Genomic DNA, 26442 nt, shown 5'->3' on the forward strand with positions numbered 1-26442 from the left:
GCACGACATGCGCCCTCGCTCCGCGTGGTTTTCGCACTATTTTGTAAAGATTGGGATTTTTGGCGGGAGGCCTGAATGGCGACGCGAAAGACGCGCCACAAGATCGTGCGCGATTTTCTCCAGATTCTCGGTGACAAGGGGTGGGACGAGGCAACGCCCGCGGCGGTAGCGGCGCAATCCGGCGTGTCGCTCTCCGTCATGCGGGGAGAATTTCCCACCCGCCTGTCGCTTCTCGAAGGTGCAATGGCACAGATCGACCAGACGGTTTTGGAGAACATCGACGAGGACATGGGTGAGGAAGCGCCGCGCGACCGCCTGTTCGACGTCCTGATGAGCCGTCTTGACGCGATGACGCCATACAAGGCTGCGATCCGCGCCTTGAAATCCGCCGTCGCGCGCGATCCCGTGCTTGCGCTGGAGGTGAACGGGATCGCCTCCGTTTCCATGCGCTGGATGCTGACGGCAGCTGCGATCGAGGGCAGGGGATGGCGCGGGCACATCATGGTACAGGGGCTGGTGGTCGCCTTCGCAAGGCTTCTCGACACCTGGCTTGAAGATGACGATGCGGGGCTTGCCCGCACCATGGCGAAGCTCGACCGGGAGCTTGAAAAGGGTGGCGAATGGATGGCGCGCCTCGACCGGGCGGCGGGCTTCGTCCGGCCCTTCGCCGAACGGGCGGAAAAGCGGCGCAAGAGGCGGCGCGATGCGATGCGGGAAAGCCACGAGGCCGACGAGATGGACGAGGGCGAAGGGATTTGAAGCCTGTATCGTAAGGTATGGGGCTTGATCGCGGAGCGCGTATTTCGTTTGCTTTGAACTTTCACCTGCAAAACAAGGAAACACCGTGGCTTCAGATCAGATTTCTTTCGATGACTTCCTGAAGGTCGACGTACGGGTCGGTACGATAATCGAGGCCGCGCCTTTCCCGGAAGCGCGAAAGCCGGCCATCAAGCTTATGATCGATTTCGGCGGGGAGATCGGTGTCAGAAAATCCTCCGCCCAGATCACCAAACACTATGACCCCGCCGAACTGGTGGGGATGCAGGTTCTGGCGGTCGTCAATTTTCCGCCTCGTCAGATCGGCCCGATGATGTCCGAGGTTCTGACGCTCGGCGTGCCGGATGAAGATGGCGAGGTTGTGCTGATCGCGCCGGACAAGCCCGTGCCCAACGGCGGGCGGCTTTACTGAGTGACGGGCCCCAAGGCGGGTCTGGCGGAAGGGCATTCTGTCATGTCACCTGAAGTTGATTTTTTATGAGAAGTTCGGGAACGCTCCTGGAAAGGCGCTCGACGTCCTCGAAGCGTCGGAAATCTTAAACGGTTTCCCAATACCCGATGCCTGGAAGTTTTGTGGAAGGCTGATCAAGGAAGCCTTTACGCCGGATATTGGAAGGGCCATGGGGTATTCATCCGTGATGGACGCGCAAAGCTGGAATGAAATCTCCGATTATATTGAATTCCTGGAGTTTTCGGCGGAAGACAAAAAAAATGCGAGCGATGCGTGGGCGATCATGCAGCCGCGGATGCTGTCGATCCTCGATGAATTCTATTCGACGCGGAGGATAAATCTCGCAACGCGCAACTTCCCGGGTATCGACATTCAGAAGTTATCCCAGAAGCAATATGAGTACTGGGAAAAACTCTTTGCAGGCTCGCTCGACGAAATCTATGCAGCGCACGCCCGCGGCATCGGCGCGAAGCATCGGGCCTATGGTGTAACCATGACAGATTACATCATGGCATACGGCTGGTTCATGAACGCCTTCGAGCGCACCCTGGTGAAATGCGGCTGCGAGGACGCGGCGGTCAAACGTATGATGTCTTCGGTGCGCCGTCTTGTTTTCTTCGATCTGAGCATTGCTGCGTCGACCTATCACGTTGTCTATGTCGACTGAATTTCGGGCCGCGCCAAGCACGGCTCAGGGGTTTCATTTCTTGCCCGCAGTCCCATATCACGTTAGGGAATCTCGAAACCTTTCCGGGTTTCGGGCGTCCACAGGCTGTGTGGCTGAAACAGAGAATCGACGGATCGATACTTCTTCATGGACGGATCCAGCGAGGCGAAAGGCGGGGCAGGTTTTCGCGAGCCGCCGTATCTGAAGAACCACGAAGGCGGGCTGCGCCGCGTTGGGGTCGAAATCGAGTTCGGCTCGGTTTCCGCGCGCGATGCGGCCGATCAGGTGCGCTCGCTTTTCGGCGGTGAGATCGAGGCGGAAGACGAGCATCGCCTGCATGTTCGTGGGACCGAGCTCGGCGATTTCCTGTCTGAACTGGATTCCCAATACGTCCATCGCTCGGGTCCGGCCAGAACGCCCGCGATCGAGGATCTGCAGGCCAAGCTGCGCAAGATCCTCGGCGATATCAGCTCGCTCGTCGTGCCTTGCGAGATCGTCTGTCCGCCGGTGGAGATCGATCGCCTGCCGCGCCTGCAAGACCTCGTCGACGCGCTGAGCGGGGCGGGTGCGCGCGGAACTTCGGCAAACCTTTTTTACGCCTTCGGCTTCCAGCTAAATCCGGAGATCGCAAGCCGGGATGCGGCCTATATCACGGCGATGCTGAAGGCCTACCTGCTGATGTCCGACTGGCTCAGGGCCATCATCCGGCTCGATATCACGCGGCAGATCATCGCCTTTGCCGATCCTTTCCCGAAGGATTATACGGCCCTCGTCGTCGATCCGGCCTATTGGCCGGACATGGCCGGGCTGATCGACGATTATCTGAGCTACAACAATACGCGGAATCGCGAGCTCGACCTTCTGCCACTGTTTTCGTGGCTCGATGAAGGGCGCGTGCGCGAACGGGTTCAGGATATCCGCATCAAGGCCCGCCCCACCTTCCACTACCGCCTGCCGGATGCCAACATAGGCCAGAGCGACTGGAGCCTGAGGCTTGAGTGGAACCGCTGGTGCGTCGTGGAGCGTCTCGCCGCGGATCGCGAGCGGCTGGATGCGATGAGCAAGGCGTTTATGGCCAACAACAGCCGCATCATCAGCGAAAACTGGGCCATCCGCTCCACGGAGTGGCTTCTGACATGAAGCGCACTCCGGTTGTGGGCGTCACGACTTCGCTCGGCGGCGGCCGCTACATGTGGTGGTTCTACTGGCTGTCGCTGCGGCTGTTCGGCGTCAGGCCGATCAGGCTGACGGCGCCGGGCGGTGCGGGCGTCCTGAAGCGGCTCGACGGGCTCGTGGTCGGTGGCGGCGACGATATCTCGGCGGAGATTTACAAAGGCGAGGCCGCGCTCGACATTCGCATTGATCCCGCCCGCGACCGGCTGGAGCTTCTGGCCCTTGAGGAAGCGGCAAAGCGCGACATTCCGGTGTTGGGCGTTTGCCGTGGCGCGCAGATGCTCAATGTCTTCGAAGGTGGTACGCTGCATCAGGATATCCGCCGGGCCTATGAGGGCGTCCCGGCCATGTGGTCGCCCCTGCCGCGCAAGATGGTGACGGTGGAGGAAGGCTCGAAACTTTCCTCGGTCATGAAGAGTCGGAAATTTCGCGCGAATTCGCTGCACCGTCAGTCGATCGACAGGCTCGGGCGGGGCCTGAGCGTTTGCGCGCACGACCGTTACGGGATCGTGCAAGGTGTGGAGGATCGCACCGCGCGCTTTCGCATCGGCGTGCAGTGGCACCCAGAGTTCATGATCTACCGCCGCGCGCAGCGCAGGCTCTTTCAGGCATTCGCCCGCGCGGTGCGCGAGCGAATGGAGGAAAGATAGGGCTATTGCCGGTCAGTTTTCCGGTCCGACAAGGGCAAAAAAGCCGCCTTGCGGGTCCTTCCCGTGCAGGATCCAGCTTCCGCCCGGAACTTCCATCGGGCCGTGGACGATTTCGCCGCCCGCGGCCGAAATGCGTTTGGCGGCAGCGTCTATGCTTTCGACGTTGAAATAACAGTTCCACGTCGGGAACGGCATTTCGGCGGGTTTCGTCATGATTCCGCCGGCGGCGACACCATCGATCTCGAAGATCTGGTAGATCCCCATGGGGCCCATGTCCATGGCCTCGCCCTTCGTCCAGCCGAACAAACCGGCGTAGAAATCGTAAGCGGCTGCGCCGTCTCCGGCCATGAGTTCATGCCAGCCGGCATGCCCGGGCGTTCCCGGCTCCACATTCGCGGCAGGCGGCTCGCCTTCACCCTTGAAAAGGCAAAACATCGCGCCATGCGGATCGGCAACCACGGCAAAGCGCCCCACACCCGGAATATCGGCGGGTGCGCGGTGCACGGCACCGCCCATGCCGGAAATCCTTTCTGCGTAGGCATCGACGTCGTCGACGGCAATATAGCAAATCCAGGACGGCGGAGCGCCTGCCTTGCTCACGTCCTCCGGCTGTTTCATCAACCCGGCGGCCGGCACGTCTGCAGCTTTCAAGATGGTGTATTCCATTCCTGTCGTTTCGCTCATGCCTGAATCTTCAGGCGTCCAGCCAACGACCTTTGCATAGAACCCCGCGGCGGCATCCGCGTCCGACGTCATGAGTTCGTACCAGACGAAGCTTCCGTTCCTCGTCGACATCGCGTGCTCTCCCTTGTTTTTGTCCGGCAGTTGTTTGGGGAAATTTCGGGCAGTCTATTCCATTAAAACGTAGGAATTTTGAAGACTGGAAATTGTCTCTACGCCGGGATGCGAACCTTCGCACGCAATCCCCCCAGGGGGCTGTCGCCGAGCTGGATGTCGCCACCGTGACCGCGCGCGATGTCGAGCGCTATCGCGAGCCCGAGGCCGGTGCCGCCGGTTTCGCGCGCACGTGATTCCTCCAGCCGGTAGAACGGACGGAAGACGGTCTCGCGCTTGTCCGCCGGAATGCCCGGGCCATCGTCGTCGATGGTGATTGTCAGCCAGCGTTCGTCGTGCTTTGCCTTCAGGCGGATGGTTTCGGCATATCGCGCGGCGTTGGAAACGAGGTTGGTGAGGCAGCGTTTGAAGGCGATCGGCTTGACCAGGATATCGGGCGATCCCGTTATTTTCGACGAAACGCTGGCGCCGGCGATTTCCGCTTCGGCCTCCAGGTCCTCGAACATCAGAGCAAGGTCGGTGGGTTTTGCCTCCTCGTCCCCGTCGCCGCGCGCGAAGGCGAGATAATCCTCCAGCATGTGATGCATTTCATCGACGTCGCTCTTCAGGTCTGAAACCTCGGGCTTGTCGCCGAGCAGGGCAAGCTGCAGGCGAAAGCGCGTGAGTACGGTGCGCAGGTCGTGGCTCACGCCCGCCAGCATCGTCGTGCGCTGCTCGATTTGCCGCTCGATGCGTTTGCGCATCTCGATGAAAGCTTGTGCGGCCCTTCGAACCTCCAACGCGCCGCGCGGCCTGAAATCGCCGATCGGCCGTCCCTTGCCGAAGCTTTCGGCCGCGTTTGCCAGCCGTTCGATAGGTCGGATCTGGTTGCGCAGGAATATCAGCGCGACCACCATGAGGACGAAGGAAGTGGAAATCATCCAGACAATGAAGATATGCGAGTTCGAGGCGTATGTCTGGCTGCGCCGGGCGATGACCCGAAGGACGTGGTCGGGAAGCTGGATGCGCATTTCGACGTAGCTCGAGCGCCCGACTGTGTCGATCCAGAAGGGGCGTTTGATCTGCCGGCGGATTTCGTCGGAAAGGACCCTGTCCACGAAATCGAAGAAGGGTTTGGGGCGCGGCGGCGGAAGGGGCTCGGGCGGAAGGACGGATATGGAAAGTCCGAGCCTGGTGTTGGCGATGTCCGCCACGGTCGAGAAGTCGGCGTCCTGCGGGTAGCGCTCGATGACTTCGACGAGTGTCGCCACCTCGCGGATCACGGCTTCGGAAAGGCGGCGCGTGACGAGATCGTAATGCCGTTCCATGAAAACGAAGGCGAGCACGGATTGCAGGATGAGGAAAGGCAGAACGACGATGAGGATCGCCCGCGTGAAGAGGCCCTTCGGCATCACGCGCCGCAGATGCCGCGCCACAAAGTTGTACGGCGCGGCGACAACTGCGCGGGCGCGCCGGAAGGGTTCGCTCTGCCAGAACGCGGCAGCACGCTCCTTCGCGCCCGGCGGCAAAGCGGGAACCTTCAAGCTCTTCAGTCGCATATCAGCCGGTAGCCGATGCCGCGCACCGTTTGCAGGTAGACCGGATTGCCGGGATCTTCCTCGATCTTGCGCCTGAGCCGGTTGATCTGAACGTCGACCGTGCGCTCGGCCATGCCGCTTTCGTCGCCGACGATGTCATTACGCGCGATCGTATCGCCAGGCTTTTCGGCGAAAAGCGTGAGGATCTGCTTTTCGCGGTCTGTAAGGCGCACCGTCGAGCTGCCGCGCTTCAGGTCGCCTCGCGCGCTGTCGAACACGAAGGGGCCGAAGCGGATTTCGGGTGGAGGGCCGGCCGGCGTGGCCGCCCGCCTCCGCAGAACCGCGCCTATGCGCAAAAGAAGCTCGCGCGGCTCGAATGGCTTGGAGAGATAGTCGTCGGCGCCCACTTCCAGGCCCTCGATCCGGTCGGACGTCTCGGAGCGCGCGGTGAGCATCAGGATCGGGATATCGGAGGTTTCGCGCATGGACCGGGCAAGCTCCAGTCCGCTTTCTCCCGGCATCATGATGTCGAGGATCAGCATGTCGAAGGCAAGGCCCTCCAGGCGGCGGCGCGCTTCGGCGGCCGTGCCGGCGGTCGTTACCCGGTAGGCGTTTTCGCTCAGGAACCGGCTCAGGAGATCGCGGATGCGCTTGTCGTCGTCGACGACCAGAAGATGTGCGGCATTGTCGTCGAGGGTCGTCACACTTGTCATCCTTCTTCTTGTTGCCCGCGCCGGGTCAGCCCTTGTCGCGCTCGATCAGGCGGACGACGTCGCGCCGCTGGTCGGGGTCGATCATTTCGTAAAGGAATCGTCGGGCGATTTCTTGACCGTCCTCGGGCAGGCCGGCAAGCGCGCGGGAAATCCGCCGCGTTTGCAGGTCGGTCAGCCGCATTGCCAGCGTGGCTCCCTTTTCCGTGGCATAAAGCAGCCTTTCCCGCCGGTCGACCGGGCCCGGTTCCTGGACGATGAAATCCTCGTCGACAAGCTGCTTCAGCACGCGGCCGAGGCTTTGCTTGGTGATCTTCAGGATCGCCAGAAGGTCCGTTACCCGAAGGCCCGGATTTCGGTTGACGAAATGCAACACGCGGTGGTGCGCGCGCCCGAAGCCGTATTCCGCCAGAACCTCATCGGGATCGGACGTGAAGTCGCGATAGGCGAAGAACAACAGTTCGATCAGGTCATAGGGCGGCTCGCCCGTGCCTTGCGCCGTGCGCGGGGGATCGCCGTCCTTGTTCCGACCGCTTTTTACGGCGGTCGATTTGAAATTTATGTCAGTCATATTGACATATTTCGTGCCGATTGTTACTGGTGAGGGACCTCTGGAGAAAGGAATGAACGATTTGCCTTATTTTTGGGCAATGTTTCGACCATTTTGGCCCCCACAGGCGGTTGATCAGTATCACTGCGCCAGATCGCGCGTGACCTAGAATATCGACAGATTGGCCCCGGCGCAAAAGCGTTTGGGCGGAAAACACACAGTCCGCGCAATGGCTTCGCCGGTTGGTTGGCGAGGCGGGCTGGCAAGGCGGGATTTTGAAGGCTCGAGCGATAATGCGGACGGGCCGAGTGGAGTTATGAAAATGGCTGGTATCGCATTCGATCAGCGTGACGGGGAGATCTGGTACAATGGCGACTTCGTTCCCTGGAAGGACGCCAAGCTGCATGTACTGACCCACGGTCTGCACTACGCAAGCTGTGTTTTCGAGGGTGAGCGCGCCTACGGCGGGGAGGTTTTCAAGCTCGAGGAACATACGGAGCGGCTGCACACATCGGCTAATGTCCTCGGCTTCGAGCTGCCCTATTCCAGCAATGAGATCAACGCGGCGACGCGCGAGCTTCTCGCCCGCCAGAACCTCGTCGATGCCTATGTGCGCCCCGTCGCCTGGCGCGGCAGCGAGATGATGGGCGTATCCGCCCAGCACAACCGCATTAACGTGGCGATCGCCGCCTGGGAATGGCCGAGCTACTTCAAGCCGGAAGAGCGGCTGAAGGGTATTCGCCTCGACATGGCCGAATACCGCCGGCCCGATCCGAAGACGGCGCCCTACAAGTCGAAGGCCGCGGGCCTTTACATGATCTGCACGCTGTCGAAACACGCCGCCGAGCGAAAAGGCTATGCCGACGCGCTGATGCTCGACTGGCGCGGCCAGGTGGCCGAGGCAACCGGCGCTAACGTTTTCTTCGTCAAGGACGGGAAGATCCATACTCCGACGCCGGACTGCTTCCTTGACGGCATCACGCGGCGCACCGTGATCGATCTTGCCCGCGCGCGCGGGTTCGAAGTGATCGAGCGCGTAATCATGCCGGAGGAGATGGAAGGTTTCGAGCAGTGCTTCCTGACGGGCACCGCCGCCGAAGTGACGCCGGTTTCCGAGATCGGGCCGTATAATTTCCAGGTTGGCGAAATCGCGAAAGTGCTGATGGAAGACTATCACGCAGCCGTACAGCCGGCTGCCGACGTCAAGGCCGCTGCCGCCGGCTGAGCATTCATTTCACGCGATCGAATGGAAAAGCCGCCCATTGCGTGGGCGGCTTTTTTGTGCCTGCTCAGGTCGGTTCGCGTTCCGCCGGCTGGAACATCCGCCCGCCTTCCGCGATGAAGACGACGAGGATCGACAGAAGGCCGAAACCCGCGTAGCCGAACGCGGTAGGCACGACCGTTCCATCGAAAAGCTGGCCTATGGCAAAGCCGAGGATCGCGCCGCCGAGCGTGGTCACGAAGCCGAGCACCGAGGATCCGGTTCCCGCGATATGGCCGAGCGGCTCCATGGCGAGCGCGTTGAAATTCGGCCCGACGAAACCGAAGAGGAACATCGTCGCGCCCAGTATGACCAGAAAGACGGGCAGGCTCGACAGCCCGGCAAGCGCAAGGCCCGCCTGCAAGAAACCAAGGAGGGTGAAGCCGACGAGGGCGGCGTGGGAAAGCGGGCGCATGCCGTAGCGTTCCACCAGCCGGGAATTGAGGAAGGATGCCGCCGAGATGCAAAGTGCCACGGCCGCGAAGACGACAGGAAACCAGACGCCGAGATCGAATATTCCGACGAAGATCTGCTGCGCGGTGGCTATGAACCCCAAAAGCGCTCCGAAGACCAGCGCGGTGGCGCTCATGTAGCCGATGGTGATCCGGGTCGTCACCGTCGTGCGATAGGCGGCCAGAACCGAGGAGACTTCAAGGGTCCCCCGGTATTGCGGATGAAGCGTTTCGGGCAGGCGGATCGCGCACCATGCGAACATGGCGACCCCGCCCGCGGTCAGCATCAGGAATATCGCCCGCCAGGGGGCGGCCAGCAGGATCACCTGTCCCACCGAAGGCGCGATCACGGGAACGGCCATGAACACCATCATGGCAAGCGACATGACGCGCCCCATCTGGCGCCCGTCGTAACAATCGCGCACGATCGAAAGCGCGACGACGCGCGGCGCGGCACAGCCGATACCCTGCAGAAGACGCGCAAGGAGCAGATGGTCGAAAGTGTCGGCGATCACGGAAAGGACGCTCGCCGCCGTGTAAAGGCCGAGGCCGGCGAGCAGGATGATGCGCCGTCCGAAACGATCCGAAAGCGGGCCGTAGAACAGTTGCGCCGCGCCGAAGCCGACCAGATAGACGATCAGGACCTTCTGGCGGTCGTTCTCATGCGCGACACCCAGCGCATCGCCAATGTTCGGCAGCGCCGGCAGCATCGCGTCGATCGCCAGCGCGTTTAGCGCCATCAGCGCGGCGATCATCGCCACGAATTCGGCAAAGGACATGCCGGGGTGCGGCGTGGCCGTCACGGCCTTGCCCTTGGTCAGCACATGCATGGAACACCGTTAAAGAAAAGACGGCACGACAGGGAGCCGCCGTATAATGGAGAGCGGTTCGAAATCGAACCGTAAGGATGCCTTACGAATCGCACATTTATCCATTGACGATGCGCCGTCAAGGCGACAATCGCGCATGGCCGACAAGTTTTTACGTAGCGTATATTTCCAGCTTATCCGCCGGACCAGCGCGCGGCGTCGTCATCGTCCGCCGCCTTGGCCTCCACCCAGCCGCCGGCGCCAGCGTCCGCCATATGTTCCTTTTTCCAGAAAGGAGCGCGCGTCTTCAGGAAATCCATCATGAAATCTGCCGCCTCGAAGGCGGCTCGCCGGTGCCTGGAAGCCGCGACGACAAGGACGATATTGGCGCCCGGCGCGATCTTGCCGTGGCGGTGGATCACGGTCAGCCCCGTCAACGGCCAGCGCTGCGCCGCCTCGCGGGCGATGCGGCCGATCTCGCCCTCCGCCATGCCGGGGTAGTGTTCAAGTTCGAGAGCCGCAAGCCGCCCGTCCTCGTCGCGGCAAAGGCCTGTGAAGGTGACCACCGCGCCGATATCGCGCCGGCCTTCGCAAAGCCGCGCAACCTCCTGCGTGACGTCGAAATCCTCCGCCTGTACGCGTACGAGCGGGACAATCCGCTCTCCCGATTGCGCATTCGCGTCCATGGCCACCCCGTCAACCGCCGGTCATGGGCGGGAAAAAGGCGATTTCGCTCGCCTTGCCGATCGGCGCGTCGTGCTCCACATGCGTCTGGTCGATCGCGACACGGATCACCTCGGGTTCGACGAAGGCGGCGGCATAGCCTTCGTCTCGTTCGGACAGCCAGCCGATCAGATCGGACACCGTGGCGACGTTTCCGGGCACTTCAACTGTCTCTTCCTCAAGGCCGATGCGCTCGCGCACCCAGGCGAAATAACGAACCTTCATAAGCGTGATCCCGATAGTTCGTGGCTAGGGTCTGTTGAGTATCAGGTTTCGGACGTGGCGCGTGATGGATTTCGGGGCTGAACAGGCGGAGAGACCGCGGTGGTGTATTCCACCACAAGGGCTCTTCAACGCATTCAGGGCCGAATTCCACCGCGTCCCGAAGGGATATGGCGGAAATCGCCCAGCTTGGTGTCGCACGACCTTGAAAGGAGGCTGTCCTTCCTGCGGTCCTGCTCCTGAAGCTAAACGATTTCTGCTCATACCACGTTCCAAACCCTGACACTCAACAGACCCTAATCGGCCATGAGATGGCCGATACCGGCGCGGAAATAATCGTAGCCAGTATATAGCGTCAAGGTTGCGGCGATCCACAGCGCGATCAGGCCGACGAGAATCGTTCCCGGCAGAAGCGCTTCTCCGGCCGGACCCGCGATGAGAAGGGCAAGTGCGATGAGTTGGACGGCCGTCTTCCATTTCGCAAGCCGGGTAACGGGCACGCTGACCCTCAGCTCCGCCAGGAATTCGCGCAGGCCCGAGACCAGGATCTCCCGGCACAGGATGATGATCGCGGCGATCATCGACCAGCCGCCGATAGTGCCGTCGCCCGCCATCATCAGAAGGCTGACCGCGACGAGAAGCTTGTCGGCGATCGGGTCCAGCATCTGGCCAAGGCGCGACTGCTGCTGCCAAGCGCGGGCGAGATAGCCGTCGAGAAAATCGGTCAAGGCGGCGATAACGAAAATCGCAAGCGCGGTCCATCGCGCGCCGTGTCCAGGGAAGTAGAAGCAGAACGCCAGCGCGGGCACAGCGAGAATTCGCCCGTATGTCAGGAGGTTGGGCAGGCTCCAGGCGATCGATCGCTGCGTCGGGCGAATGGGTGTCTCAGACAAGGCTCGGCCAGTACTCGTGGTGCGTGAACAGGCTTCGATAACGACTTGAAGCACGGTCCGCGGCGCGCCGTCAATGCGCGAGAGGGGCCGGATCGGGAGAACGTCGCAAACCGGGCCTTTTTCCGTCGCTTCGCTCCTGCGATTGTGAACCCGATGGAATCGAACAAACGGATGTCGCGCGATGGATGAAGCGAAACCGGACCATGTGAACGATCTGGGCCAGCCGATCGGCTTTCCCGTGCCCGGCTGGACGCCCGCCGCCCGCCCGCCGGAAACGCCGATGCGTGGGCGCACCTGCGATGTCGTGCCGCTCGGCCAAGATCACGCGGAGGATCTGTTCAAGGCTTTTTCGGCGGATCGGGAGAACCGGATCTGGACCTATCTGCCTTATGGGCCGTTCGACAGCCCATCCTCATTGCGCCAATGGATCGAGGCGACCTGCCTCGGCGAAGATCCGTTGTTTCATGCCGTAATCGACAAGGAGACGGGCAGGGCGCTGGGTGTGGCGAGCTTTCTGAGGATCGAACCGGCGACGGGCGTGATTGAAGTCGGCCACATCAATTTCTCGCCTGCACTCCAGAAAACCGTCATGACGAGCGAGGCGATGTTCCTGATGATGGCCCGCGTCTTCGACGAACTAGGATACCGGCGTTACGAGTGGAAGTGCGATGCCCTCAACGCCGCTTCGATGGCGGCCGCGCGCCGCCTCGGTTTCGTTTACGAGGGTACGTTCCGGCAGGCCACGATGTATAAGGGGCGCAACCGCGATACGGCGTGGTTTTCAATCGTCGACCGGGAATGGCCGAAGCTCAGGCAAGCATTCGCAGCCTGGCTCGATCCGGGTAATTTCGACGCAAACGGCCGTCAGCGCCGCACGCTCGCCGGGTTTCGGGAGAACGGGTGACGCGAGGCTTCATCCGGTAGAGGCATTCACGACGAAAAAAGGCGCATGCCCTGTTCGTCGATGATCTGCCGGCCTTTTCTCAGCGTCACTTCGACGGCTTCGTCGGCGGAGGCGCATTTGTCGGCGCGGATGAAGGTTTCCTCCCGCGTTTCGCCGTCGACATCCCTGGAGATGACGCCAACGACCTGCCACTGGCCATCGGCCTGTCGAGGAGTCGGGCGGATGGTGAAGCCTTTGTGCTCAACGGTTATGCCGCTGCCCGGGGCGCTTTCGCCGCTTTTGCCGCCGAACAAGCCGGCAAATATTTTTCCAAGTCCCATGGTGGTGCTCGTTTTTTCGTTGTTCATCACCATCACTATGGAGCAGCCACCGCCGGGTGCAACCTCACGAACCCGGCAACGGCGACGTGGCGAGCGCCTTCAGTCCTTTTTCGGGCCGTAGGGGCCAAGCGCCTCGACAAGCTCGCCGACCTGGGCTTCGTAGCGTTTCCAGCGGTTGACGGACGATTTGTAGATCGGCCGGCGCACCTGGTCGATACTGAAAGTCGTCACCTGCCTGTCGCCCTTGTAGAACTCAAGGCAGGCGTCGTCCCACGGCAGGCCGACGTGGTCGATCAGCGCCCGGCTTTCGCGCTCCTGATCCTCCACCATCGCCTCGTAGGATTGCTCGCGGATCTTGACGGGCAGGACTTCCACCCAGTGGTCCATCAGCTCGCGGTACATGCAGTAGTACTCGCCAAGGTTCTTCTGGCTGCTGGCGTAATTGTGGCCGTCGCGAAGCGGTGTCGTGTAGATCGAGATGCAGTTGTCGATCGGATTGCGGTTCAGGTGGATGAAGCTTGCGTTCGGGAAAAGCAGCGCCATCATCCAGAGGTTTTCGAAGTTGTGCGGCATCTTGTCGACGACGCGGGCAGCCTTGCCGCCAATGGAATCGAGAAGCGAAAGATAGCCCTTGCCGGCCCGGCGGAACGCCTTCGGGTCCATGGCGAGGATGTTCTTGAAAAACTCCGGCGTCACCTTCGCGCCGTCACGCAATTTCACCATTTCGGAGTGAAAATACGTAAGCTCCCCTGCACCCACTGCCTTGGGGTGGCGGCCTATGATCTGCTCTGTCAGCGTGGTTCCCGAGCGCGGCATGCCGAAGACGAAAACCGGCTTCGCGCTTTCCAGCGCGACTTCCCTTCGCGCCTCGAAGAACTCCTTGTTGAAGAACTCCTTAAAGGCATCGATCTGCCAGCGCCTGCGCTTGGAACTGTAGGGTGAATAGAGGAACTTGCGGCCCGCTTCGAAATGGCGGAAGGCATCGTCCATTTCGCCCAGATCGTCGTAGATCTTGGCCGCCGCATAATGTAGATGGGCCCGCTGGTTGCGCTTGAATTCCTTCTCCTCGTCGCCAAGCACTTCCTCGATCGTGTCGAGGTTTTCCGGCTTTTCCTTGTATTTGGCGGCGATGGCCTCTTGGTAGAGTACCGAAGGGTTTTTCGGAGAAACGTCCCTGGCCTTATCCAGGTATTCCTGGGCCTTTTTCTTGTCGCCGAGGGATTTTTCCAGCAGATGAAGCGCAAGATAGGCTCCCGGGAATTCGGGTTCCAGCTTGATCGCCTTTTGGAGCGCCTGGCGGGCAAGAACCGGCCTTTGCAGCTTGGCATAGGCATCGCCGAGCGCTTTGTAGCTGGCGCCCACGTTCGGGTCGAGCTTGACGGCCTTTCGCGCCGCCTCCAGCGCCTCGTCGTATTCGCCGGCGCGTATCAGGATCTGCGCAAGCTCTTCGAAGACGATCGATTTCTTCTTGGCGACTTCGGCGGCCCGGCGCAAATGGGCGAGGCTCAGCTCGACTTCGTCGGCGTCGTCATAAACGAGCCCGAGCGAGAAGTTGATCCGCGCGTTCATCGGGTCGCGGTCGTGCAGATCAAGGAGGATGGGTTCAGCCTCCTTGTAGCGCTTTTGTTCGATGAGATCCAAGGCATGGTCGAATGCCGCGGGATTCATGGCAATGTCCTCAGCAGTCTTTGTCCCGGCGGGGAACGCGCGGAAAATCGATCTTTACGGAATACGGAGATCACCGCTCCGACGCAAGCCGAATGCCGCAATTCGATGGCGGCATTAGGGCAGGTCTGCGGAGAAAATTTTATTCGTGGAAGTGATCGTAGATCAGCTTGGCAACCGCCTCGGATATGCCCGGCACGGCCATCAGGTCTTCTATGCCGGCCTTGGAAACGGCCTTGGCGGTGCCGAAATGCCGCAAGAGCGCGCGTTTTCGCGTGGGCCCGATGCCGGCGATCTCATCCAGCGGGCTCTTGGCGATGTCTTTCTTGCGTCTGGCGCGGTGGGTTCCGATGGCGAAGCGATGCGCCTCGTCGCGCAGGCGCTGCACGAAATAAAGCACCGGATCGCGCTCCGGCAGCATGAAGGAATCCTTGCCCGGCATGAAAAACTTCTCGCGGCCCGCGTCGCGGTCCGGCCCCTTGGCGATGCCGACGAGCGGCACATCCTCGATCCCCAGTTCCTTGAGGATCTCGCGCGCGGCGTTGAGTTGCCCCAGCCCCCCGTCGATGAAGACGAGGTCGGGCCACGCCGGAATCGCCGCGCTGTCGTTTTCCTCCACATCGGCGGTGGCCTCGGGTGTGTCGCCGGCCTGTGCAGGCCTCTCGCTCTTGGCTGCGGAGGGGCGCTCCTCGCCGTGCTCCTTTAGAAGACGCGAAAAACGCCGCGTCATCACTTCGCGCATCATTCCGTAGTCGTCGCCTGGCGTAAGATCCTCTGACTTGATGTTGAACTTGCGGTAATGCGCCTTGGCGAAGCCCTCGCGCCCGGCCACGATCATGCAACCGACGGCATTCGTGCCCATGATGTGCGAATTGTCATAGACCTCGATCCGGCGCGGCGGCGCATCGAGGCCGAACACCTCGCCGACGCCCTTGAGAAGCCGGGTCTGCGAAGACGTTTCGGCAAGCCTGCGCCCCAGCGCCTCGCGCGCGTTCTTGGCCGCATAGTCGGCCAGTTCCTTCTTTTCTCCGCGTTTAGGCACGGCAACCTCAACCCGGTGGCCGGAACGTTCGCTGAGCGCCAGAGACAAAAGCTCGCGCTCCTCCACGTCGTGCGACAGCAGCACAAGGCGCGGGCAGGGCTTGTCGTCATAGAACTGCGTGAGGAAACTTTGCAGCACCTCGCGCTCGTCCATGGATTTGTCGGCCTTGGGAAAATGCGCGTGGTTGCCCCAGTTCTGGCCGGTGCGGAAGAAGAACACCTGGATGCAGCTTTGCCCGCCTTCCTGGTGGATGGCGAAGACGTCGGCTTCCTCCACCGACTGGGGGTTTATGCCCTGGTGCGACTGAACGTGCGAAAGGGCTGCGAGGCGGTCGCGGTAGACGGCGGCTTGTTCATAGTCGAGGTTTTCCGCCGCGCTTTCCATCTGCCGGGCAAGTTCGGTCTTGATGAGCTGGCTCTTGCCGGAAAGAAACGATTTCGCCTCCGCCACCAGCCCGGCGTAGTCGTCGAGCGAGATTTCCCCGGTGCAGGGCGCGGCGCACCGCTTGATCTGGTGCAAAAGGCAGGGCCTCGTGCGGTTCGCGTAGAAGCTGTCCGTGCAGTTGCGGATCAGGAAGGCTTTTTGCAGCGCGTTGATCGTCCGGTTGACCGCGCCGGCGGAAGCGAAGGGGCCGAAATAGCTGCCCTTTCGCCGCCTCGCGCCGCGATGCTTGACCAGCGCCGGCGCTTCGTGATCCCCCGTCACCAGGATATAGGGAAACGACTTGTCGTCGCGCAAAAGCACGTTGAAACGCGGCCGCAGCCGCTTGATGAGGTTCGCCTCCAGAAGCAGGGCTTCCGTCTCGGTGTTCGTGGTGACGAATTCCATGGAAGCGGTGGCCAGGATCATCCGCATGATCCGGTTCGGCTGGCCCTGCAGGCGGGTATAGCTCGTCACGCGTTTTTTGAGCGAGCGCGCCTTGCCGACGTAAAGAACCTCGCCCTCCCGGTCGAGCATGCGGTAGACGCCCGGCCCCATCGGCAGGTGCTTGACGAAATGGGAAATCACCTCCGCGCCGGAAAGCTCGCTCTCGCGCGGGGCGGGAGCGGCCTCGAAGTGAACCGGGCCGATCGGTGAGTCGCCGGTTTCTTCGGCCGCTTCGGGCCTGTCGGCGGAAGGTATTGGTGTGTTGTTCATTCCCGGATGCCTACGACGTCCGGCGTCTCCCACGCAAGATGTTGTCCACCGTCGAGCGCAATCATCTGCCCCGTTATCGAGGGTGTGCGCCAGAGATAGAGGATCGTGTTCGCGAATTCCGTCAATTCGGGCCCCTTGCGGAGCGGAACGGCTTCCTGCTGGCGGCGGAAGTCCTCGGCCCTTTGGCGTGCATTGGCCAGGGTGGGGCCGGGGCCGATGGCATTGACGCGAATGCGCGGCGCAAGGCCTTGCGCCAGCACGCGCGTTGCCGACCAGAGTGCCGATTTGGAAAGCGTGTAGGAGAGGAATTTCGGCGTTGGCCGCCACACTCTCTGGTCGATGATGTTGACGACCAGACCGTTTCCCGACGCGGGAAGTTGCTCGGCGAACGCCTGCGTGAGAAAAACGGGCGCGCGCGTGTGGATCGCGAAATGCCGGTCGAAGCGTTCGATGTCGAGCGTTTCGATCTCGTCGGGCTCGAAGATGGAGGCATTGTTCACCAGCATCGACAGTGGGCCGATTTCGCTCGCCGCATCGCTGACGATCCGCGAAAGGCCCTGGGCGCTCGTCAGGTCGCCGGTGACGACGGCGGCCCGCCCGCCGGAGGCGCGGATCGAGGCCGCGGTTTCTTCTGCCTCGGCAAGGGCGGCGTTCGCGTGCACCGCCACGCCAAAGCCCGCTGTCGCGAGATCCGTCGCAATCGCCGCTCCGATGCGCCGTCCGGCGCCTGTCACCAGAACGTTCGATGAGGTTTCGCTGAGTCTGCCGAGCATGTTTTCGGGTCCCGCCGGGCGTACAGTCTAAATGATTCGTACGTAACGGGATGCGGGCTCGATCAGCCGGCCTGTCCGAGAGCGAAGCTGGTGGCCATGTAAATTGCGTAAAATGTCACCAGTGCCATGCCGGCGGGGCGGCGAAGCGTCGTGCGCAATGCCGCGAGCGCCAGCACCAGAAACGCGCAGGCCAGCATCACCCAAAGTTCGAAGGAAAGGATTTCGGGCGGGATGCGCACCGGCGTCACAAGGCCGGTTATCCCCATGATGGCGAGAATGTTGAAGACGTTGGAGCCGATGATATTGCCGAGCGCCACCGCCGAATGGTTGCGAAGCGCGGCCATGAGGGATGTCGCAAGTTCGGGCAGGGAAGTGCCAAGGGCGACGACCGTCAGGCCGATCACGGCTTCCGTCACGCCCCAGGATCGTGCCAGCGCCGAAGCGCCTTCGATCGTGAAGTGGGCGCCGAGCGGCAGCCCGACAAGGCCGAGGACGACGAATACGGCCGCCAGCGCGATGTTCTCCGGCACGCCCTCCACTTCCTCGAAAGGGGCGGTGCAGGCGTCGTCTTCGTCTCTTGCGTCCGCGCTTGCCTCCTTGCTTGTGACAACGGCGGATGCGCTCAGGTCGCGGGCGGGGCGCGCCTTGCGGTTCTCGCGCTTGTGCTTTCGCGTCGCAAGCACCGAATCCGCCAGGAAGACCGCAAGCAGAATGACGAGGAAGCCGCCTGTCGTGCGTGTGATCGTGCCGGTGAAGCAGATAAAGACGAAGATGATGCTGACACCGGTCATGAAGACGGCGTTTCGCAGCGCGCCTTTTTCCTGGCATGAAGTGGCCGCCACCAGCGCGGGCAGGCCGAGCACCAGCAGCACATTGGCGACGTTGGAGCCTACGACATTGCCCACTGCGATACCCGGAAGGCCGTTCAGCGCCGCGTCGAGCGAAATAACGAGCTCCGGAGCCGACGTCCCGAAGGCGACGATGGTGAGCCCGATGATGAGGGAAGGGATGCCGAGCCGTTCCGCGATGCCGACCGAGCCCCGCACAAGCACATCACCGGCGACGATGAGCACGACGAGGCCTCCGAGAAGGCTGACATATTCGATGAGCATGGAACGTGCGGCCGGTGCGTTGGAATCTTCTGGGTTTTTGTGTCTTGTGCGCTCGAAAGCCACCGCGCGCAACGAAAGAAGCGGCCTGTCCAGATGGCGGCCGCATTCTGCGCATGGGTCGTTCCGATCAACGGACCGTATATAAGCATTCCTTCGTGCCGGAAAACCCCATGTTCCGGGGCCGATGGTGCCGCGTTTCGGTTTCCCGCAGCGTCATCCGGCCGTTAACCCTGATCGAGCACGCGTGGAAATGTCACTGAAAATCCATAATTCACCTGCGATGCAGCCATAATTTTCAGCGACAACAGATGTGTAAGGGGTCTGAATCCGTGGATTCAGGCCGGTTTTCGCTCGTTGAGGCGAAAGGTCCACCTGGAATCCATCGGTTCAGGCCCCTGCTGCGGTAAGGCATCATGCCCGCCGCAACTTCACGCGTCAGTTTGATTGTGGAGAAACAGGTAATGAAGCGTATCTTTTTGACCGGCGTAGCGTTGGTCATGGCCTCGGCCGTATCCGGGCCTGTCCTCGCGGCTGACCTCCCGCAGCCCGTCGCGGAGCCGGTCTACAAGGAACCCGTCCCGGCGGCCCGGTTCTTCTGGACCGGTTTTTACTTCGGCGGCCAGCTCGGTTGGGCCTGGGCCCAGTTCGACAATTCCGCTCCCGTTCCCTTCAGCGTCAACACCGACGCCAATGGCGTGACGGGCGGCGTTTACGGCGGCTACAACTATCAGTTCAACGACAATTTCGTGCTCGGCCTCGAAGGCGATTTTTCGCTGTCGAACCTTGATGAATCGTCCACTGCCGCCGGCATCAGGCTGCGGACCAGCAGCGACTGGAACAGCAACATCCGTGCCCGCGCGGGCTTCGTTTTCGACCGGTTCATGATCTACGGCGCCGGCGGTATGGCGATCGCCGACCTTTCGACAAGTTATGCCGGCCAGAGCGACGACACCACGAAAGTCGGCTGGACGGCGGGCGGCGGCGTCGAAGGTGCGATCACCAACAACATCACCGCGCGCGTCGAATACCTTTATCAGGACTTCGGCGACGAGGACTTCACGGTGGGTGGCACGACGGTCAACACCGATTATACGAACAACATCGTCCGCTTCGGCATGGCCTACAAGTTCTGAGCCACGTGACGGTTATCCTTCAAGGCCCGCCTTTCCGGCGGGTCTTTTTTCATGCGCGGCATGACTTGTCGCAGTTCGCTTCCAGCATCTTGAGGATCGCCGGGAATTGCGACACGTCGTTTGTGGCGCGCGCCATGATGATGGCGCCTTGAATTCCGGCAATCATATAGCTTGCGATTTCCTTTGCCTGCGCGGGCAATGCGCCCTTGCGCCGGAAGTAGGCCGAAAGCGCTTCGAGCCATCGGTGGAAATAATGCGCTACCTCGGCTGAAAAGCGGTTGCGCGTTTCCTCCAGCGCGAGGGCGCCGACGAGGCAGATGCGCCGGCCCGACTGGAAGTAGGCCGACACGCCCTCGAACATTTGCCGGATTGCGGCGTCCGGCTCCTGCGTTTCCAGCGGGCGGTAGATGTTTTCCTCGAACCATCGATGAATGTCGGCCAGCACGGCTTCCGTCATTTCCTCTTTTCCGCCGGGAAAGAAGTTGTAGAGGCTGCCCTTGCCAAGGCCGGTTTCTTCGGTGATGCGCGCGATGCTGGCTCCTTCATAGCCGTAACGGCGGAAGATCTCGCCAAGGGCGGGAATGACGTCCGCCCTTCGGCGATGATCCGTGACATCAGGTTTTCCTCATCGGATAGGGCGTGCCGCTCAGCCGGTGAAAGATGGTCGCTCCGGCCACGAGAATGCCGGCTCCCGAAAGCACGGGCGTCAGAAGATAGCCGATTTCGGGGTCGGCCGCGAAAATGACGAGCGGGTTCGCTCCGGCGGGGGGGTGGGTAATGCGCAGCGCCGCCATGGCGGCAATCGCGATGCCGACCGTAAGACCCGCCGCCCACCAGACATCGGGCAAGAGGGTGCGGAGCGCCAGGCCGATCAAAGCCGAAAGGGCATGCCCACCGATTACGTTGGCGGGCTGGGAAAGCGGGCTGTTCGGCACGGAGAAAAGCAGTACGCAGCTCGCGCCGAAGGGCGCCATCATCAGCGACAGCTGCGTCGTGTCGGTGAGAAGGGCAAGCCCTGCGATGGCGATGAGCCCGCCAAGGCCGGCGAGTGCGACGGATCTGGCGGTCGGATGTGGTTGGAGCCTGGTAAAGAACGAAAGCATGACGGTCCTTTTTACCGATCGGTATAAACTGTACCGATCGGTAAAGTTTCGTCGAAATCCGGACAAGACACGTTTTCGAGAGGTTGCGCGCACCTCGTCTCCCGTCAGGTGCCGCGCGGCGGCCGGATCCGTCAGGCGGCGGTTTTTCGCGCCGGCAACTTCACGAATCCGGTGACGATCGCGACGCCCGCAAAGATCGTCACAAGGCCCAGAAGCAACGTGCCGGTGAGCGCCTCGCCAAGAAGCAGCGCACCGAGCAGGACGCTGAAGGCGGCCCTCATATATCCTCCCGTGGCAACGCCAAGGGGGCCAAGCGTGCGCACGAGGCGGAAGTAGATCGTCATGGCAAGTGCGGTTGAAAAGACGCCAAGGCCGATGACCGCGGCAACGGAGGATATCGGCGGAGAGAGGCTCAGGGGGTCGTCGGCCCAGGCCGAAAGGGGCAGCATCACGAGGGCGGCGAATGTCATGGAGCAGGCCGCGGTCACCACGGGCGACTGGTCGGAAAACCGCCTAGCGTAAAGAGCGGCCGTCGCATAGCTGAGGCTCGCGCCGATAACGGCCAGTTGGCCGGCTACGGAGCTTTCCTCTCCCGCCAGGGCCGCGGGCCCCATTATGACGAGAACGCCTGCGAAGCCGAGTAGGATGCCGGCGAATTGCTGCAATCCGGCGGAGCGGTCTTTCAGCAGGAAAAATCCGATCAGGAACACGAACAGCGGCGGCGTGGTGTTCAAAAGCCCCGCAAGGCCGCTGTCGATATGCTGTTGGCCCCAGCTTATCAGCGTGAAGGGCAATGCGCTCTGCAATATCCCCTGGACCAGCAAGTGTCCCCAACGGGAGGGTGATCTTGGAAAGGCCGCTCCGCTCCAGAATGCCATGAGCATCAAGAGTGAAGCGCCGATGGAAAGCCTGCCGAAAACCATCGTCGCAGGCGGGATCGTGTCGATGGCGAATTCGATGAGCGTGAACGACGATCCCCACAGGAAGGACAGCAGTACCAGGAGGCCGATTTCAGTATATGCGCGTTGCGATTGCCGAGACATGAAACACCTTGAAATTTAACGAGCTATCGCATGCCGCGCAGGCTTTGGTCCTCTCACAAGCCATGCACGAATCAGTGATCTGCGGCGCTCCGGTGCGTTCGAAGCCGGCCGTTTCGCCTCTTCCCGGAATGATGTCGCGGACGAGATTTCGCGTGGGCACGTTTTCTGTATGCTTTCCGAGCGAACCGATTTCGATGGCCGATTCCGATGGAAAGCCGACCGACCATGCCTGCCAACACCACGCTTGCCGTTTTGCCCATGTACGACTGGCCTGAAGTTCGCGCCGAGACGGACCGGCTTTGGCAGGCGCTTGCGCATGAACTGCGCGACGCGGACTTCGATTCGCCATCGGGCCTTTGCCGGGAAATCGATGCGCAGGCGGCATGGGCCGATCCGCACCTTCTTATCGGTCAGACTTGTGGCCTGCCGTTCGTAAGCCGGCTCAAGGGGCGTGTGTCGCTCGTCGGCGCCCCGGCCTATGCGCTGGAGGATTGTGGGCCGGGGGAATATTGCAGCGCGCTGGTTGTTCGCGCTGACGATCCGGCGGGTGGCCTTGGCGGCCTGCGCGGGCGGCGGGTTGCCTATAATATGGAAGGCTCGCAATCCGGCCATGCGGCGATGCTCGCGGCGGTTGCGCCGTTTGCGCGCGGGGGGAGGTTTTTTGCCGAAGCGCTGGCCACAGGTTCCCATCGCGCTTCCGTTCGTGCGGTGGCGCAAGGCAAGGCGGATATCGCGGCGGTGGATGCTGTAAGCTGGGAACTGGCGAAGCGGCATGAGCCTTCGGCGTCACGCCTGAGGGTGCTTTTGCGCACGTACCCGACGCCGGGTCTGCCGTTCATCACCGCATTGAGGCCGGCTGATGAGCTTCGCCGCATCGCCGAGGCTGTGGCCGAGGGTATTGGCGGTCTTGATCGCGGGACGAAGGAAGCGTTGTTGCTGACCGGCTTCGTGCCATTCTCCGAAGCGGATTACGATGTGATATCGGCAAGGCTCGCCGAGGCGCAACGCCTCGGCTATGCCGAACTTTGCTGATCTTCCCTTAGAGCATGTCCCCCAAAAGTGGGAACCGGTTTTGGGACAAGGACATGCGAACTATCAAATAGATAGAGCGCGTCCGGTGATTCCGGTCAAACAAGACGCGCTCTAGCTCTTCATCCGGGTCTGTTCGAAGGCGGGAATGGCGGCGGCGAAATCGTCCAGCCATTTGACGAGGGTGGGGTAGCTATCGCGCCATTTTCCTTCGAAGCGCAGGTCCAGATAGCCGAGCGCGCAGGCAACTGCGATCCGGGCGGCGTCAGGCACATCCCCGGGCGAAACGGTCGCCGGCGGCAGGGCTTCCAGGACGGCAAGGGCGCGGCTGACCTTTTCCGCCTGATAGGAAAGCCATTTTTCGCTGCGCTCGGCCTCTTCCCGGAAGCGGCCTTCGTAAACCTGGAGCAGCGCTGCGTCCATCAGGCCGTTTGCCAGCGCCAGCAGCGTCAGTGTCTTGTAGCGTTCTTCGCCCTTCGCGGGGATCAGGCGGTTTCCCCCGTCCAGTTCGTTCAGATAGTCGAGGATCACCCGGCTGTCGTAGAGGACATCGCCATTGTCCAGAACGAGCGCGGGAATCTTGCCGAGCGGGTTCTGCTTGCGGATTGTGTCGCCCGGATCGTTCGTGTCCGTCATTTCCACGGTGATCTTATCGGAAAGCCCAAGCACGCTTGCCGCGATCTTGATCTGGCGGCCGAAGGGGGAGGCGGGAGACGAGCGAAGGACAGGCATTGATGGCTCCGTTGAAAAAAGCTCAAGACATTGATTTTGGATCGATTTCTTTTCACGGAAGCGACTTTGCCTTCGTGAAAAGCGCTCTGGGCTCTAGGCCCTGGGGCATATCTGCACCGATCCGCGGCGAATGCGCAAGTCTGCGTCTGCCTTTCACTGGAATATTGAATGTTTGATGCTTTCTTGTAATTTTCTAGTATTCATTTAAATTTTATAAAATATGTATTTGCCAATTTAATAGGTGTGTAGGACTTATTCTTCAAGATGTCCCCAAATGGTAACGCGTATTTTTACGGGTGGATGCACCGTACCTCCGATGGGAGTGCCTGGAATGCGTGATGCGGTGAAATTGCTGATGAAGGCGACGGCCAAGGCGGGCGTGCTCGTGGTTGTGGTCTATGCCTATGGGTCGCCGATGGCGGGATCCTTGCGGCCGAAGGCTCTTGATGCACCTTTCGCCGGCTTTCACCATGCCGTGGATCTTGCCGTTTTCGGCGGAGATCTGGGCCTGGGCGATCCCAGGACGGCTATTGTTCGCGCCAGCGATAATGTGAAGGACAAACTTTCCGACAGTATGCCAAAGTAGTGCTAGCCTGGTCTTCAGGGGTAGATCCGCTCCAGCCGGGCGCTGTCAGCGCATGTTCGCGGCGCCTGAAATTCGACAAGCCGAAACGCGTAGTCCCGCCATTTCCATTTCGCCCGGTAGCCGCAGTGCCTGTCGGACCGCCTTTGTGCGACGGCGTTGAGCGTTCCTTCCTCCTCGTCGAATTTCACGCCATCAAGAATATCCGTGCCAAGCCAGCCGAACCGTGGGTCGTAAAGCGCGAAATAAAGCGTTTCCAACCCGCCGATCTCTCCTGAATCACGCAGGTAAAGACGGTAGGTCGTCCGCCCCGCCCCGCGCGTGCAGGGAATCGCATAAAGCGTGGACGTCTGCGACAAGACGGCGATGACCGGTGCAGCCTGGCCCATGTTCTCGCTTTGCGGATCCTCGCAGCTGGATGTGAGCCGGTGGGCCTCCAATACGGGGTGCGGAATGCCGAGCGTCTCAACCATTTCCGCCCGGGAAGGGGGCGCGACAGGGTCTTCGTCCTCGGGCGCCTCGATGTCTTCGCCGCGCGCGCCCTGCACATCGTTCATCTTTTCGAGCGCCGCGCTCAGGCCGAAAAGGGAAAAACTTGCCTCATGCGGCGCGCCGAGCGCGTCGATGTAGGAGATCCTCAGCCGCTCTCCCTGGTTCAGCTCCGGAAGAAGGGTCGTTCGTTGGTCTTCGCCGGTCACGAAGAAAGCGTTTTCATGCCCGAAATTGCCCAGGCCCGCTTCTCCGAGGACGCGCGGGCCATGCTCGTCGATCCGCCATTGCTGCTTGCGGAGGTGGTCGGGGCGTTCGCCGTTGACGTCGAAGGAAAGTGCGAATGTCTCGTCCGGCGGCGGGCCGCGCTTGATCCGCAGGCGGTAGAGCGGGCGGCCGTTCGCCTTTTCGCCGCTTAGCGTGAACGCGGTGCAGGCGTTCGTTCCGTCGCAGTCGAGTTTCCAGTCCCGGAACTGCCCCGACACCGGTTCCGCAGCAAAGGCGGCTCCCGCCCACAGAAGAATTGCCACCGTACCCCAGCTTGCGATGGCGCTCATCGGCCTGGCGCCGGAACGAAAATATTCGACGCCCGGCAGCCGCGCCGGTCGATTGCGGGGCAGGAGCGGAAGGCAAGGTCCCGCGTCAGGCAGATACGCACCTCCTTGAGCCGGCCGTTCGCGCAATCGACGGCGATCGCATTGTCCCGCAAGCCGGGATTGGCAAGCCTGAAGGCCGTTTCCACCGCGTCGGGCGTCATCCGGTTTCCGTCGGCGACGGAGTTGAAGGCGGGCGGGATTTTCACCCGCTCGAAGGCTGCCCGCGTCGTCTCAAAGTAGGCGTAAGGCGTGAGGCCGGAGCAGGTGCCGTGCTTGCGCCATTCGTGGCGGGCAAGGCCCCGGCTTGGCATGATGTCGAGAATGGAATCGACCGCGCCGCGCGGCGCGTCCCTCGGTCCGGCGCGGCAGAACGCCGGGTAGCCGCGTTCGTGCTGCGGCCACAGGCCATGCACGATGAAGCGGTAAGGCTTGGCCGCCCGGCACTGCATTGGGTCGCCGCCGCGCCCGGCGCTCGCGCAATAGGTCGGCGACCATGACAGCGCCAGCACGTAGAAATCGAATTCGCCCGCGCGCTCGGCCGCAGCAGTTCCGGCCGAAAGAAGAAACGCCGTCAGAAGCAGGACGGGCAGACGTAACAAGTCCCGCGCCCGGATCACTGCGGGCGCACGGTCCTGCAGTTTCCGTCGTAGACGCGCCAGCGGTCGAGGCCGGCAAGGCAGGCTTCCACGTTCCATCGGATGCCGACGAAGCCCTGATGCTCGACCACCTTGTAGTAGACGCGGTGGATGTTGCCGTCGCTCAGCGTGGCGTGGCCTTCGCAGTAGCGCCGCGCAAGCGGGCTCGGGTTGCCGATCTGGTAGCCCGTTTCGACCACACGGTCGAGGTTCATGATCGTGCGGCCGTCGTAATAGCCGGGGTAGGCGCGCGCCACCCTGCGCGACACCGCCTTCTGCACGGACGTATCGAGGCAGTCGGGAACTCGCGGTTCCTTGTTCCTGGAGAAATAGACATGGTCCGGACTGTCGCCGGCGCCGGGGTAGTTTCCGTTCGCGCCCGCTGGCATTGCAAGGCCAGCGGCAAGTGCGGCGGCAAGGGTTACTCTGGCAATCGCGGACATGTCTGTTCACTCCGGCGCGCATGGGCGGATTTTCCTTGATCTGACGATGCGGT

The 26442-nt window shown here is 61.8% G+C and carries 30 protein-coding genes; 10 read left to right on the forward strand and 20 right to left on the reverse strand.

From position 1 onward, the window contains the following. Positions 1–75: 75 nt before the first annotated feature. The 5 genes from HPQ64_RS08115 to HPQ64_RS08135 all read left to right on the forward strand — a co-directional run bounded on the left by HPQ64_RS08115 (position 76) and on the right by HPQ64_RS08135 (position 3718). Entirely contained in the window at positions 76–759 is a 684-nt protein-coding gene (locus HPQ64_RS08115; RefSeq protein WP_172887850.1) for a TetR/AcrR family transcriptional regulator, read from the forward strand. Between the two features lie 85 nt (positions 760–844). Continuing rightward, on the forward strand, positions 845–1189 hold the full coding sequence (locus HPQ64_RS08120; RefSeq protein ID WP_172887851.1) for a tRNA-binding protein: 345 nt from the start codon (positions 845–847) through the stop codon (positions 1187–1189). 55 nt (positions 1190–1244) lie between these two features. Beyond that, a complete protein-coding gene (locus HPQ64_RS08125) occupies positions 1245–1895 on the forward strand; it encodes a protoglobin domain-containing protein (protein ID WP_172887852.1) in 651 nt (216 codons plus the stop codon). A 147-nt stretch (positions 1896–2042) separates the two neighbouring features. Then, positions 2043–3035 (forward strand): amidoligase family protein, encoded by a 993-nt coding sequence (locus HPQ64_RS08130; protein ID WP_172887853.1) that lies wholly within the window; start codon positions 2043–2045, stop codon positions 3033–3035. Then, a complete protein-coding gene (locus HPQ64_RS08135) occupies positions 3032–3718 on the forward strand; it encodes a gamma-glutamyl-gamma-aminobutyrate hydrolase family protein (RefSeq protein ID WP_172887854.1) in 687 nt (228 codons plus the stop codon). Before HPQ64_RS08130 ends, HPQ64_RS08135 begins: the two co-directional genes overlap by 4 nt. A gap of 12 nt (positions 3719–3730) precedes the next feature. Here HPQ64_RS08135 and HPQ64_RS08140 read toward each other — a convergent pair whose 3' ends face one another. The 4 genes from HPQ64_RS08140 to HPQ64_RS08155 all read right to left on the reverse strand — a co-directional run bounded on the left by HPQ64_RS08140 (position 3731) and on the right by HPQ64_RS08155 (position 7311). Then, positions 3731–4513 (reverse strand): VOC family protein, encoded by a 783-nt coding sequence (locus HPQ64_RS08140; RefSeq protein ID WP_172887855.1) that lies wholly within the window; start codon positions 4511–4513, stop codon positions 3731–3733. 98 nt (positions 4514–4611) lie between these two features. After that, on the reverse strand, positions 4612–5904 hold the full coding sequence (locus tag HPQ64_RS08145) for an ATP-binding protein (RefSeq protein ID WP_246270606.1): 1293 nt from the start codon (positions 5902–5904) through the stop codon (positions 4612–4614). A 137-nt stretch (positions 5905–6041) separates the two neighbouring features. Further along, a complete protein-coding gene (locus HPQ64_RS08150) occupies positions 6042–6743 on the reverse strand; it encodes a response regulator (RefSeq protein ID WP_172887857.1) in 702 nt (233 codons plus the stop codon). A 25-nt stretch (positions 6744–6768) separates the two neighbouring features. After that, the gene (locus HPQ64_RS08155; RefSeq protein ID WP_172887858.1) at positions 6769–7311 is read right to left on the reverse strand and encodes a MarR family winged helix-turn-helix transcriptional regulator; all 543 of its coding nucleotides are present in this window, start codon (positions 7309–7311) and stop codon (positions 6769–6771) included. A gap of 301 nt (positions 7312–7612) precedes the next feature. Between HPQ64_RS08155 and HPQ64_RS08160 the strand changes: the two genes are divergently transcribed. Further along, entirely contained in the window at positions 7613–8515 is a 903-nt protein-coding gene (locus tag HPQ64_RS08160) for a branched-chain amino acid aminotransferase (protein ID WP_172887859.1), read from the forward strand. Positions 8516–8579: 64 nt separating this feature from the next. On the opposite strand, the gene HPQ64_RS08165 is transcribed toward HPQ64_RS08160, so the two are convergent. The 4 genes from HPQ64_RS08165 to pgsA all read right to left on the reverse strand — a co-directional run bounded on the left by HPQ64_RS08165 (position 8580) and on the right by pgsA (position 11650). After that, positions 8580–9833: a multidrug effflux MFS transporter gene (locus HPQ64_RS08165; RefSeq protein ID WP_210260131.1), complete on the reverse strand. Its 1254-nt coding sequence runs from the start codon at positions 9831–9833 to the stop codon at positions 8580–8582. 173 nt (positions 9834–10006) lie between these two features. Further along, on the reverse strand, positions 10007–10498 hold the full coding sequence (locus tag HPQ64_RS08170) for a molybdenum cofactor biosynthesis protein MoaE (RefSeq protein WP_172887860.1): 492 nt from the start codon (positions 10496–10498) through the stop codon (positions 10007–10009). A gap of 10 nt (positions 10499–10508) precedes the next feature. After that, a complete protein-coding gene (moaD, locus tag HPQ64_RS08175; protein WP_172887861.1) occupies positions 10509–10760 on the reverse strand; it encodes a molybdopterin converting factor subunit 1 in 252 nt (83 codons plus the stop codon). A gap of 293 nt (positions 10761–11053) precedes the next feature. Continuing rightward, positions 11054–11650 carry a CDP-diacylglycerol--glycerol-3-phosphate 3-phosphatidyltransferase gene (pgsA, locus tag HPQ64_RS08180; RefSeq protein WP_172887862.1) on the reverse strand — a complete coding sequence of 199 codons (597 nt, stop codon included), beginning with the start codon at positions 11648–11650 and terminating at the stop codon, positions 11054–11056. A 181-nt stretch (positions 11651–11831) separates the two neighbouring features. Here pgsA and HPQ64_RS08185 point away from each other — a divergent pair, with 181 nt between their 5' ends. Further along, positions 11832–12554, forward strand: a complete 723-nt coding sequence (locus HPQ64_RS08185) for a GNAT family N-acetyltransferase (protein WP_172887863.1) — start codon at positions 11832–11834, stop codon at positions 12552–12554. Positions 12555–12580: 26 nt separating this feature from the next. Here the strand turns inward: HPQ64_RS08185 and HPQ64_RS08190 are convergent, their stop codons facing one another. From HPQ64_RS08190 to HPQ64_RS08210, 5 genes are all read right to left on the reverse strand, one after another. After that, positions 12581–12901 (reverse strand): HlyU family transcriptional regulator, encoded by a 321-nt coding sequence (locus HPQ64_RS08190; protein WP_246270372.1) that lies wholly within the window; start codon positions 12899–12901, stop codon positions 12581–12583. Between the two features lie 72 nt (positions 12902–12973). Next, the gene (locus tag HPQ64_RS08195) at positions 12974–14542 is read right to left on the reverse strand and encodes a tetratricopeptide repeat-containing sulfotransferase family protein (protein WP_172887864.1); all 1569 of its coding nucleotides are present in this window, start codon (positions 14540–14542) and stop codon (positions 12974–12976) included. A 139-nt stretch (positions 14543–14681) separates the two neighbouring features. Then, positions 14682–16718 (reverse strand): excinuclease ABC subunit UvrC, encoded by a 2037-nt coding sequence (gene uvrC, locus HPQ64_RS08200; RefSeq protein ID WP_172887865.1) that lies wholly within the window; start codon positions 16716–16718, stop codon positions 14682–14684. Further along, positions 16715–17491: an SDR family oxidoreductase gene (locus HPQ64_RS08205; protein WP_172887866.1), complete on the reverse strand. Its 777-nt coding sequence runs from the start codon at positions 17489–17491 to the stop codon at positions 16715–16717. The genes uvrC and HPQ64_RS08205 overlap by 4 nt, the downstream gene beginning before the upstream one ends. A gap of 62 nt (positions 17492–17553) precedes the next feature. Then, positions 17554–18603, reverse strand: coding sequence for a calcium/sodium antiporter (locus tag HPQ64_RS08210; protein ID WP_172887867.1), 1050 nt, complete (start codon positions 18601–18603; stop codon positions 17554–17556). A gap of 461 nt (positions 18604–19064) precedes the next feature. On the opposite strand from HPQ64_RS08210, the gene HPQ64_RS08215 reads away from it, so the two are divergent. Further along, entirely contained in the window at positions 19065–19736 is a 672-nt protein-coding gene (locus HPQ64_RS08215; RefSeq protein ID WP_172887868.1) for an outer membrane protein, read from the forward strand. Positions 19737–19785: 49 nt separating this feature from the next. On the opposite strand, the gene HPQ64_RS08220 is transcribed toward HPQ64_RS08215, so the two are convergent. The 3 genes from HPQ64_RS08220 to HPQ64_RS08230 form a co-directional block, all read right to left on the reverse strand. Beyond that, positions 19786–20319 (reverse strand): LmrA/YxaF family transcription factor, encoded by a 534-nt coding sequence (locus HPQ64_RS08220; RefSeq protein ID WP_172888570.1) that lies wholly within the window; start codon positions 20317–20319, stop codon positions 19786–19788. A gap of 31 nt (positions 20320–20350) precedes the next feature. Then, positions 20351–20839, reverse strand: a complete 489-nt coding sequence (locus HPQ64_RS08225) for an HPP family protein (protein WP_172887869.1) — start codon at positions 20837–20839, stop codon at positions 20351–20353. 131 nt (positions 20840–20970) lie between these two features. Then, a complete protein-coding gene (locus tag HPQ64_RS08230) occupies positions 20971–21882 on the reverse strand; it encodes a DMT family transporter (RefSeq protein ID WP_172887870.1) in 912 nt (303 codons plus the stop codon). Between the two features lie 225 nt (positions 21883–22107). Between HPQ64_RS08230 and HPQ64_RS08235 the strand changes: the two genes are divergently transcribed. After that, positions 22108–22914 (forward strand): phosphate/phosphite/phosphonate ABC transporter substrate-binding protein, encoded by an 807-nt coding sequence (locus HPQ64_RS08235; protein WP_172887871.1) that lies wholly within the window; start codon positions 22108–22110, stop codon positions 22912–22914. A gap of 111 nt (positions 22915–23025) precedes the next feature. Here HPQ64_RS08235 and HPQ64_RS08240 read toward each other — a convergent pair whose 3' ends face one another. Further along, positions 23026–23643 (reverse strand): glutathione S-transferase family protein, encoded by a 618-nt coding sequence (locus HPQ64_RS08240; protein ID WP_172887872.1) that lies wholly within the window; start codon positions 23641–23643, stop codon positions 23026–23028. A 331-nt stretch (positions 23644–23974) separates the two neighbouring features. Between HPQ64_RS08240 and HPQ64_RS08245 the strand changes: the two genes are divergently transcribed. Then, positions 23975–24229, forward strand: a complete 255-nt coding sequence (locus tag HPQ64_RS08245; protein ID WP_172887873.1) for a hypothetical protein — start codon at positions 23975–23977, stop codon at positions 24227–24229. 14 nt (positions 24230–24243) lie between these two features. Here the strand turns inward: HPQ64_RS08245 and HPQ64_RS08250 are convergent, their stop codons facing one another. The 3 genes from HPQ64_RS08250 to HPQ64_RS20200 are packed head-to-tail and all read right to left on the reverse strand — an operon-like array spanning position 24244 to position 26389. After that, complete coding sequence (locus HPQ64_RS08250; RefSeq protein ID WP_172887874.1) at positions 24244–25272, reverse strand: DUF1176 domain-containing protein; 1029 nt, start codon at positions 25270–25272, stop codon at positions 24244–24246. After that, complete coding sequence (locus tag HPQ64_RS08255; protein WP_246270375.1) at positions 25269–25910, reverse strand: ribonuclease T2 family protein; 642 nt, start codon at positions 25908–25910, stop codon at positions 25269–25271. Before HPQ64_RS08255 ends, HPQ64_RS08250 begins: the two co-directional genes overlap by 4 nt. Before the next feature lie 14 nt (positions 25911–25924). Beyond that, a complete protein-coding gene (locus HPQ64_RS20200; protein WP_210260132.1) occupies positions 25925–26389 on the reverse strand; it encodes a hypothetical protein in 465 nt (154 codons plus the stop codon). Positions 26390–26442 lie beyond the last annotated feature (53 nt).

The sequence above is a fragment of the Hongsoonwoonella zoysiae genome (genome assembly GCF_013266695.1).
In the GTDB taxonomy this organism is placed as follows: Bacteria; Pseudomonadota; Alphaproteobacteria; order Rhizobiales; family Stappiaceae; genus Hongsoonwoonella; species Hongsoonwoonella zoysiae.

Excerpts from the sequence above, each read along its gene's own strand:
- HPQ64_RS08115 (WP_172887850.1), top strand. The coding sequence starts at position 76 with ATGGCGACGCGAAAGACGCGCCACAAGATCGTGCGCGATTTTCTCCAG.
- HPQ64_RS08130 (WP_172887853.1), top strand. The coding sequence starts at position 2,043 with ATGGACGGATCCAGCGAGGCGAAAGGCGGGGCAGGTTTTCGCGAGCCG.
- HPQ64_RS08135 (WP_172887854.1), top strand. The coding sequence starts at position 3,032 with ATGAAGCGCACTCCGGTTGTGGGCGTCACGACTTCGCTCGGCGGCGGC.
- HPQ64_RS08140 (WP_172887855.1), bottom strand. The coding sequence starts at position 4,513 with ATGTCGACGAGGAACGGAAGCTTCGTCTGGTACGAACTCATGACGTCG.
- HPQ64_RS08145 (WP_246270606.1), bottom strand. The coding sequence starts at position 5,904 with ATGCCGAAGGGCCTCTTCACGCGGGCGATCCTCATCGTCGTTCTGCCT.
- HPQ64_RS08150 (WP_172887857.1), bottom strand. The coding sequence starts at position 6,743 with ATGACAAGTGTGACGACCCTCGACGACAATGCCGCACATCTTCTGGTC.
- HPQ64_RS08155 (WP_172887858.1), bottom strand. The coding sequence starts at position 7,311 with ATGACTGACATAAATTTCAAATCGACCGCCGTAAAAAGCGGTCGGAAC.
- HPQ64_RS08160 (WP_172887859.1), top strand. The coding sequence starts at position 7,613 with ATGGCTGGTATCGCATTCGATCAGCGTGACGGGGAGATCTGGTACAAT.
- HPQ64_RS08165 (WP_210260131.1), bottom strand. The coding sequence starts at position 9,833 with ATGCATGTGCTGACCAAGGGCAAGGCCGTGACGGCCACGCCGCACCCC.
- HPQ64_RS08170 (WP_172887860.1), bottom strand. The coding sequence starts at position 10,498 with ATGGACGCGAATGCGCAATCGGGAGAGCGGATTGTCCCGCTCGTACGC.
- moaD (WP_172887861.1), bottom strand. The coding sequence starts at position 10,760 with ATGAAGGTTCGTTATTTCGCCTGGGTGCGCGAGCGCATCGGCCTTGAG.
- HPQ64_RS08185 (WP_172887863.1), top strand. The coding sequence starts at position 11,832 with ATGGATGAAGCGAAACCGGACCATGTGAACGATCTGGGCCAGCCGATC.
- HPQ64_RS08190 (WP_246270372.1), bottom strand. The coding sequence starts at position 12,901 with ATGAACAACGAAAAAACGAGCACCACCATGGGACTTGGAAAAATATTT.
- HPQ64_RS08195 (WP_172887864.1), bottom strand. The coding sequence starts at position 14,542 with ATGAATCCCGCGGCATTCGACCATGCCTTGGATCTCATCGAACAAAAG.
- uvrC (WP_172887865.1), bottom strand. The coding sequence starts at position 16,718 with ATGAACAACACACCAATACCTTCCGCCGACAGGCCCGAAGCGGCCGAA.
- HPQ64_RS08205 (WP_172887866.1), bottom strand. The coding sequence starts at position 17,491 with ATGCTCGGCAGACTCAGCGAAACCTCATCGAACGTTCTGGTGACAGGC.
- HPQ64_RS08210 (WP_172887867.1), bottom strand. The coding sequence starts at position 18,603 with ATGCTCATCGAATATGTCAGCCTTCTCGGAGGCCTCGTCGTGCTCATC.
- HPQ64_RS08215 (WP_172887868.1), top strand. The coding sequence starts at position 19,065 with ATGAAGCGTATCTTTTTGACCGGCGTAGCGTTGGTCATGGCCTCGGCC.
- HPQ64_RS08225 (WP_172887869.1), bottom strand. The coding sequence starts at position 20,839 with ATGCTTTCGTTCTTTACCAGGCTCCAACCACATCCGACCGCCAGATCC.
- HPQ64_RS08230 (WP_172887870.1), bottom strand. The coding sequence starts at position 21,882 with ATGTCTCGGCAATCGCAACGCGCATATACTGAAATCGGCCTCCTGGTA.
- HPQ64_RS08235 (WP_172887871.1), top strand. The coding sequence starts at position 22,108 with ATGCCTGCCAACACCACGCTTGCCGTTTTGCCCATGTACGACTGGCCT.
- HPQ64_RS08240 (WP_172887872.1), bottom strand. The coding sequence starts at position 23,643 with ATGCCTGTCCTTCGCTCGTCTCCCGCCTCCCCCTTCGGCCGCCAGATC.
- HPQ64_RS08245 (WP_172887873.1), top strand. The coding sequence starts at position 23,975 with ATGCGTGATGCGGTGAAATTGCTGATGAAGGCGACGGCCAAGGCGGGC.
- HPQ64_RS08250 (WP_172887874.1), bottom strand. The coding sequence starts at position 25,272 with ATGAGCGCCATCGCAAGCTGGGGTACGGTGGCAATTCTTCTGTGGGCG.
- HPQ64_RS20200 (WP_210260132.1), bottom strand. The coding sequence starts at position 26,389 with ATGTCCGCGATTGCCAGAGTAACCCTTGCCGCCGCACTTGCCGCTGGC.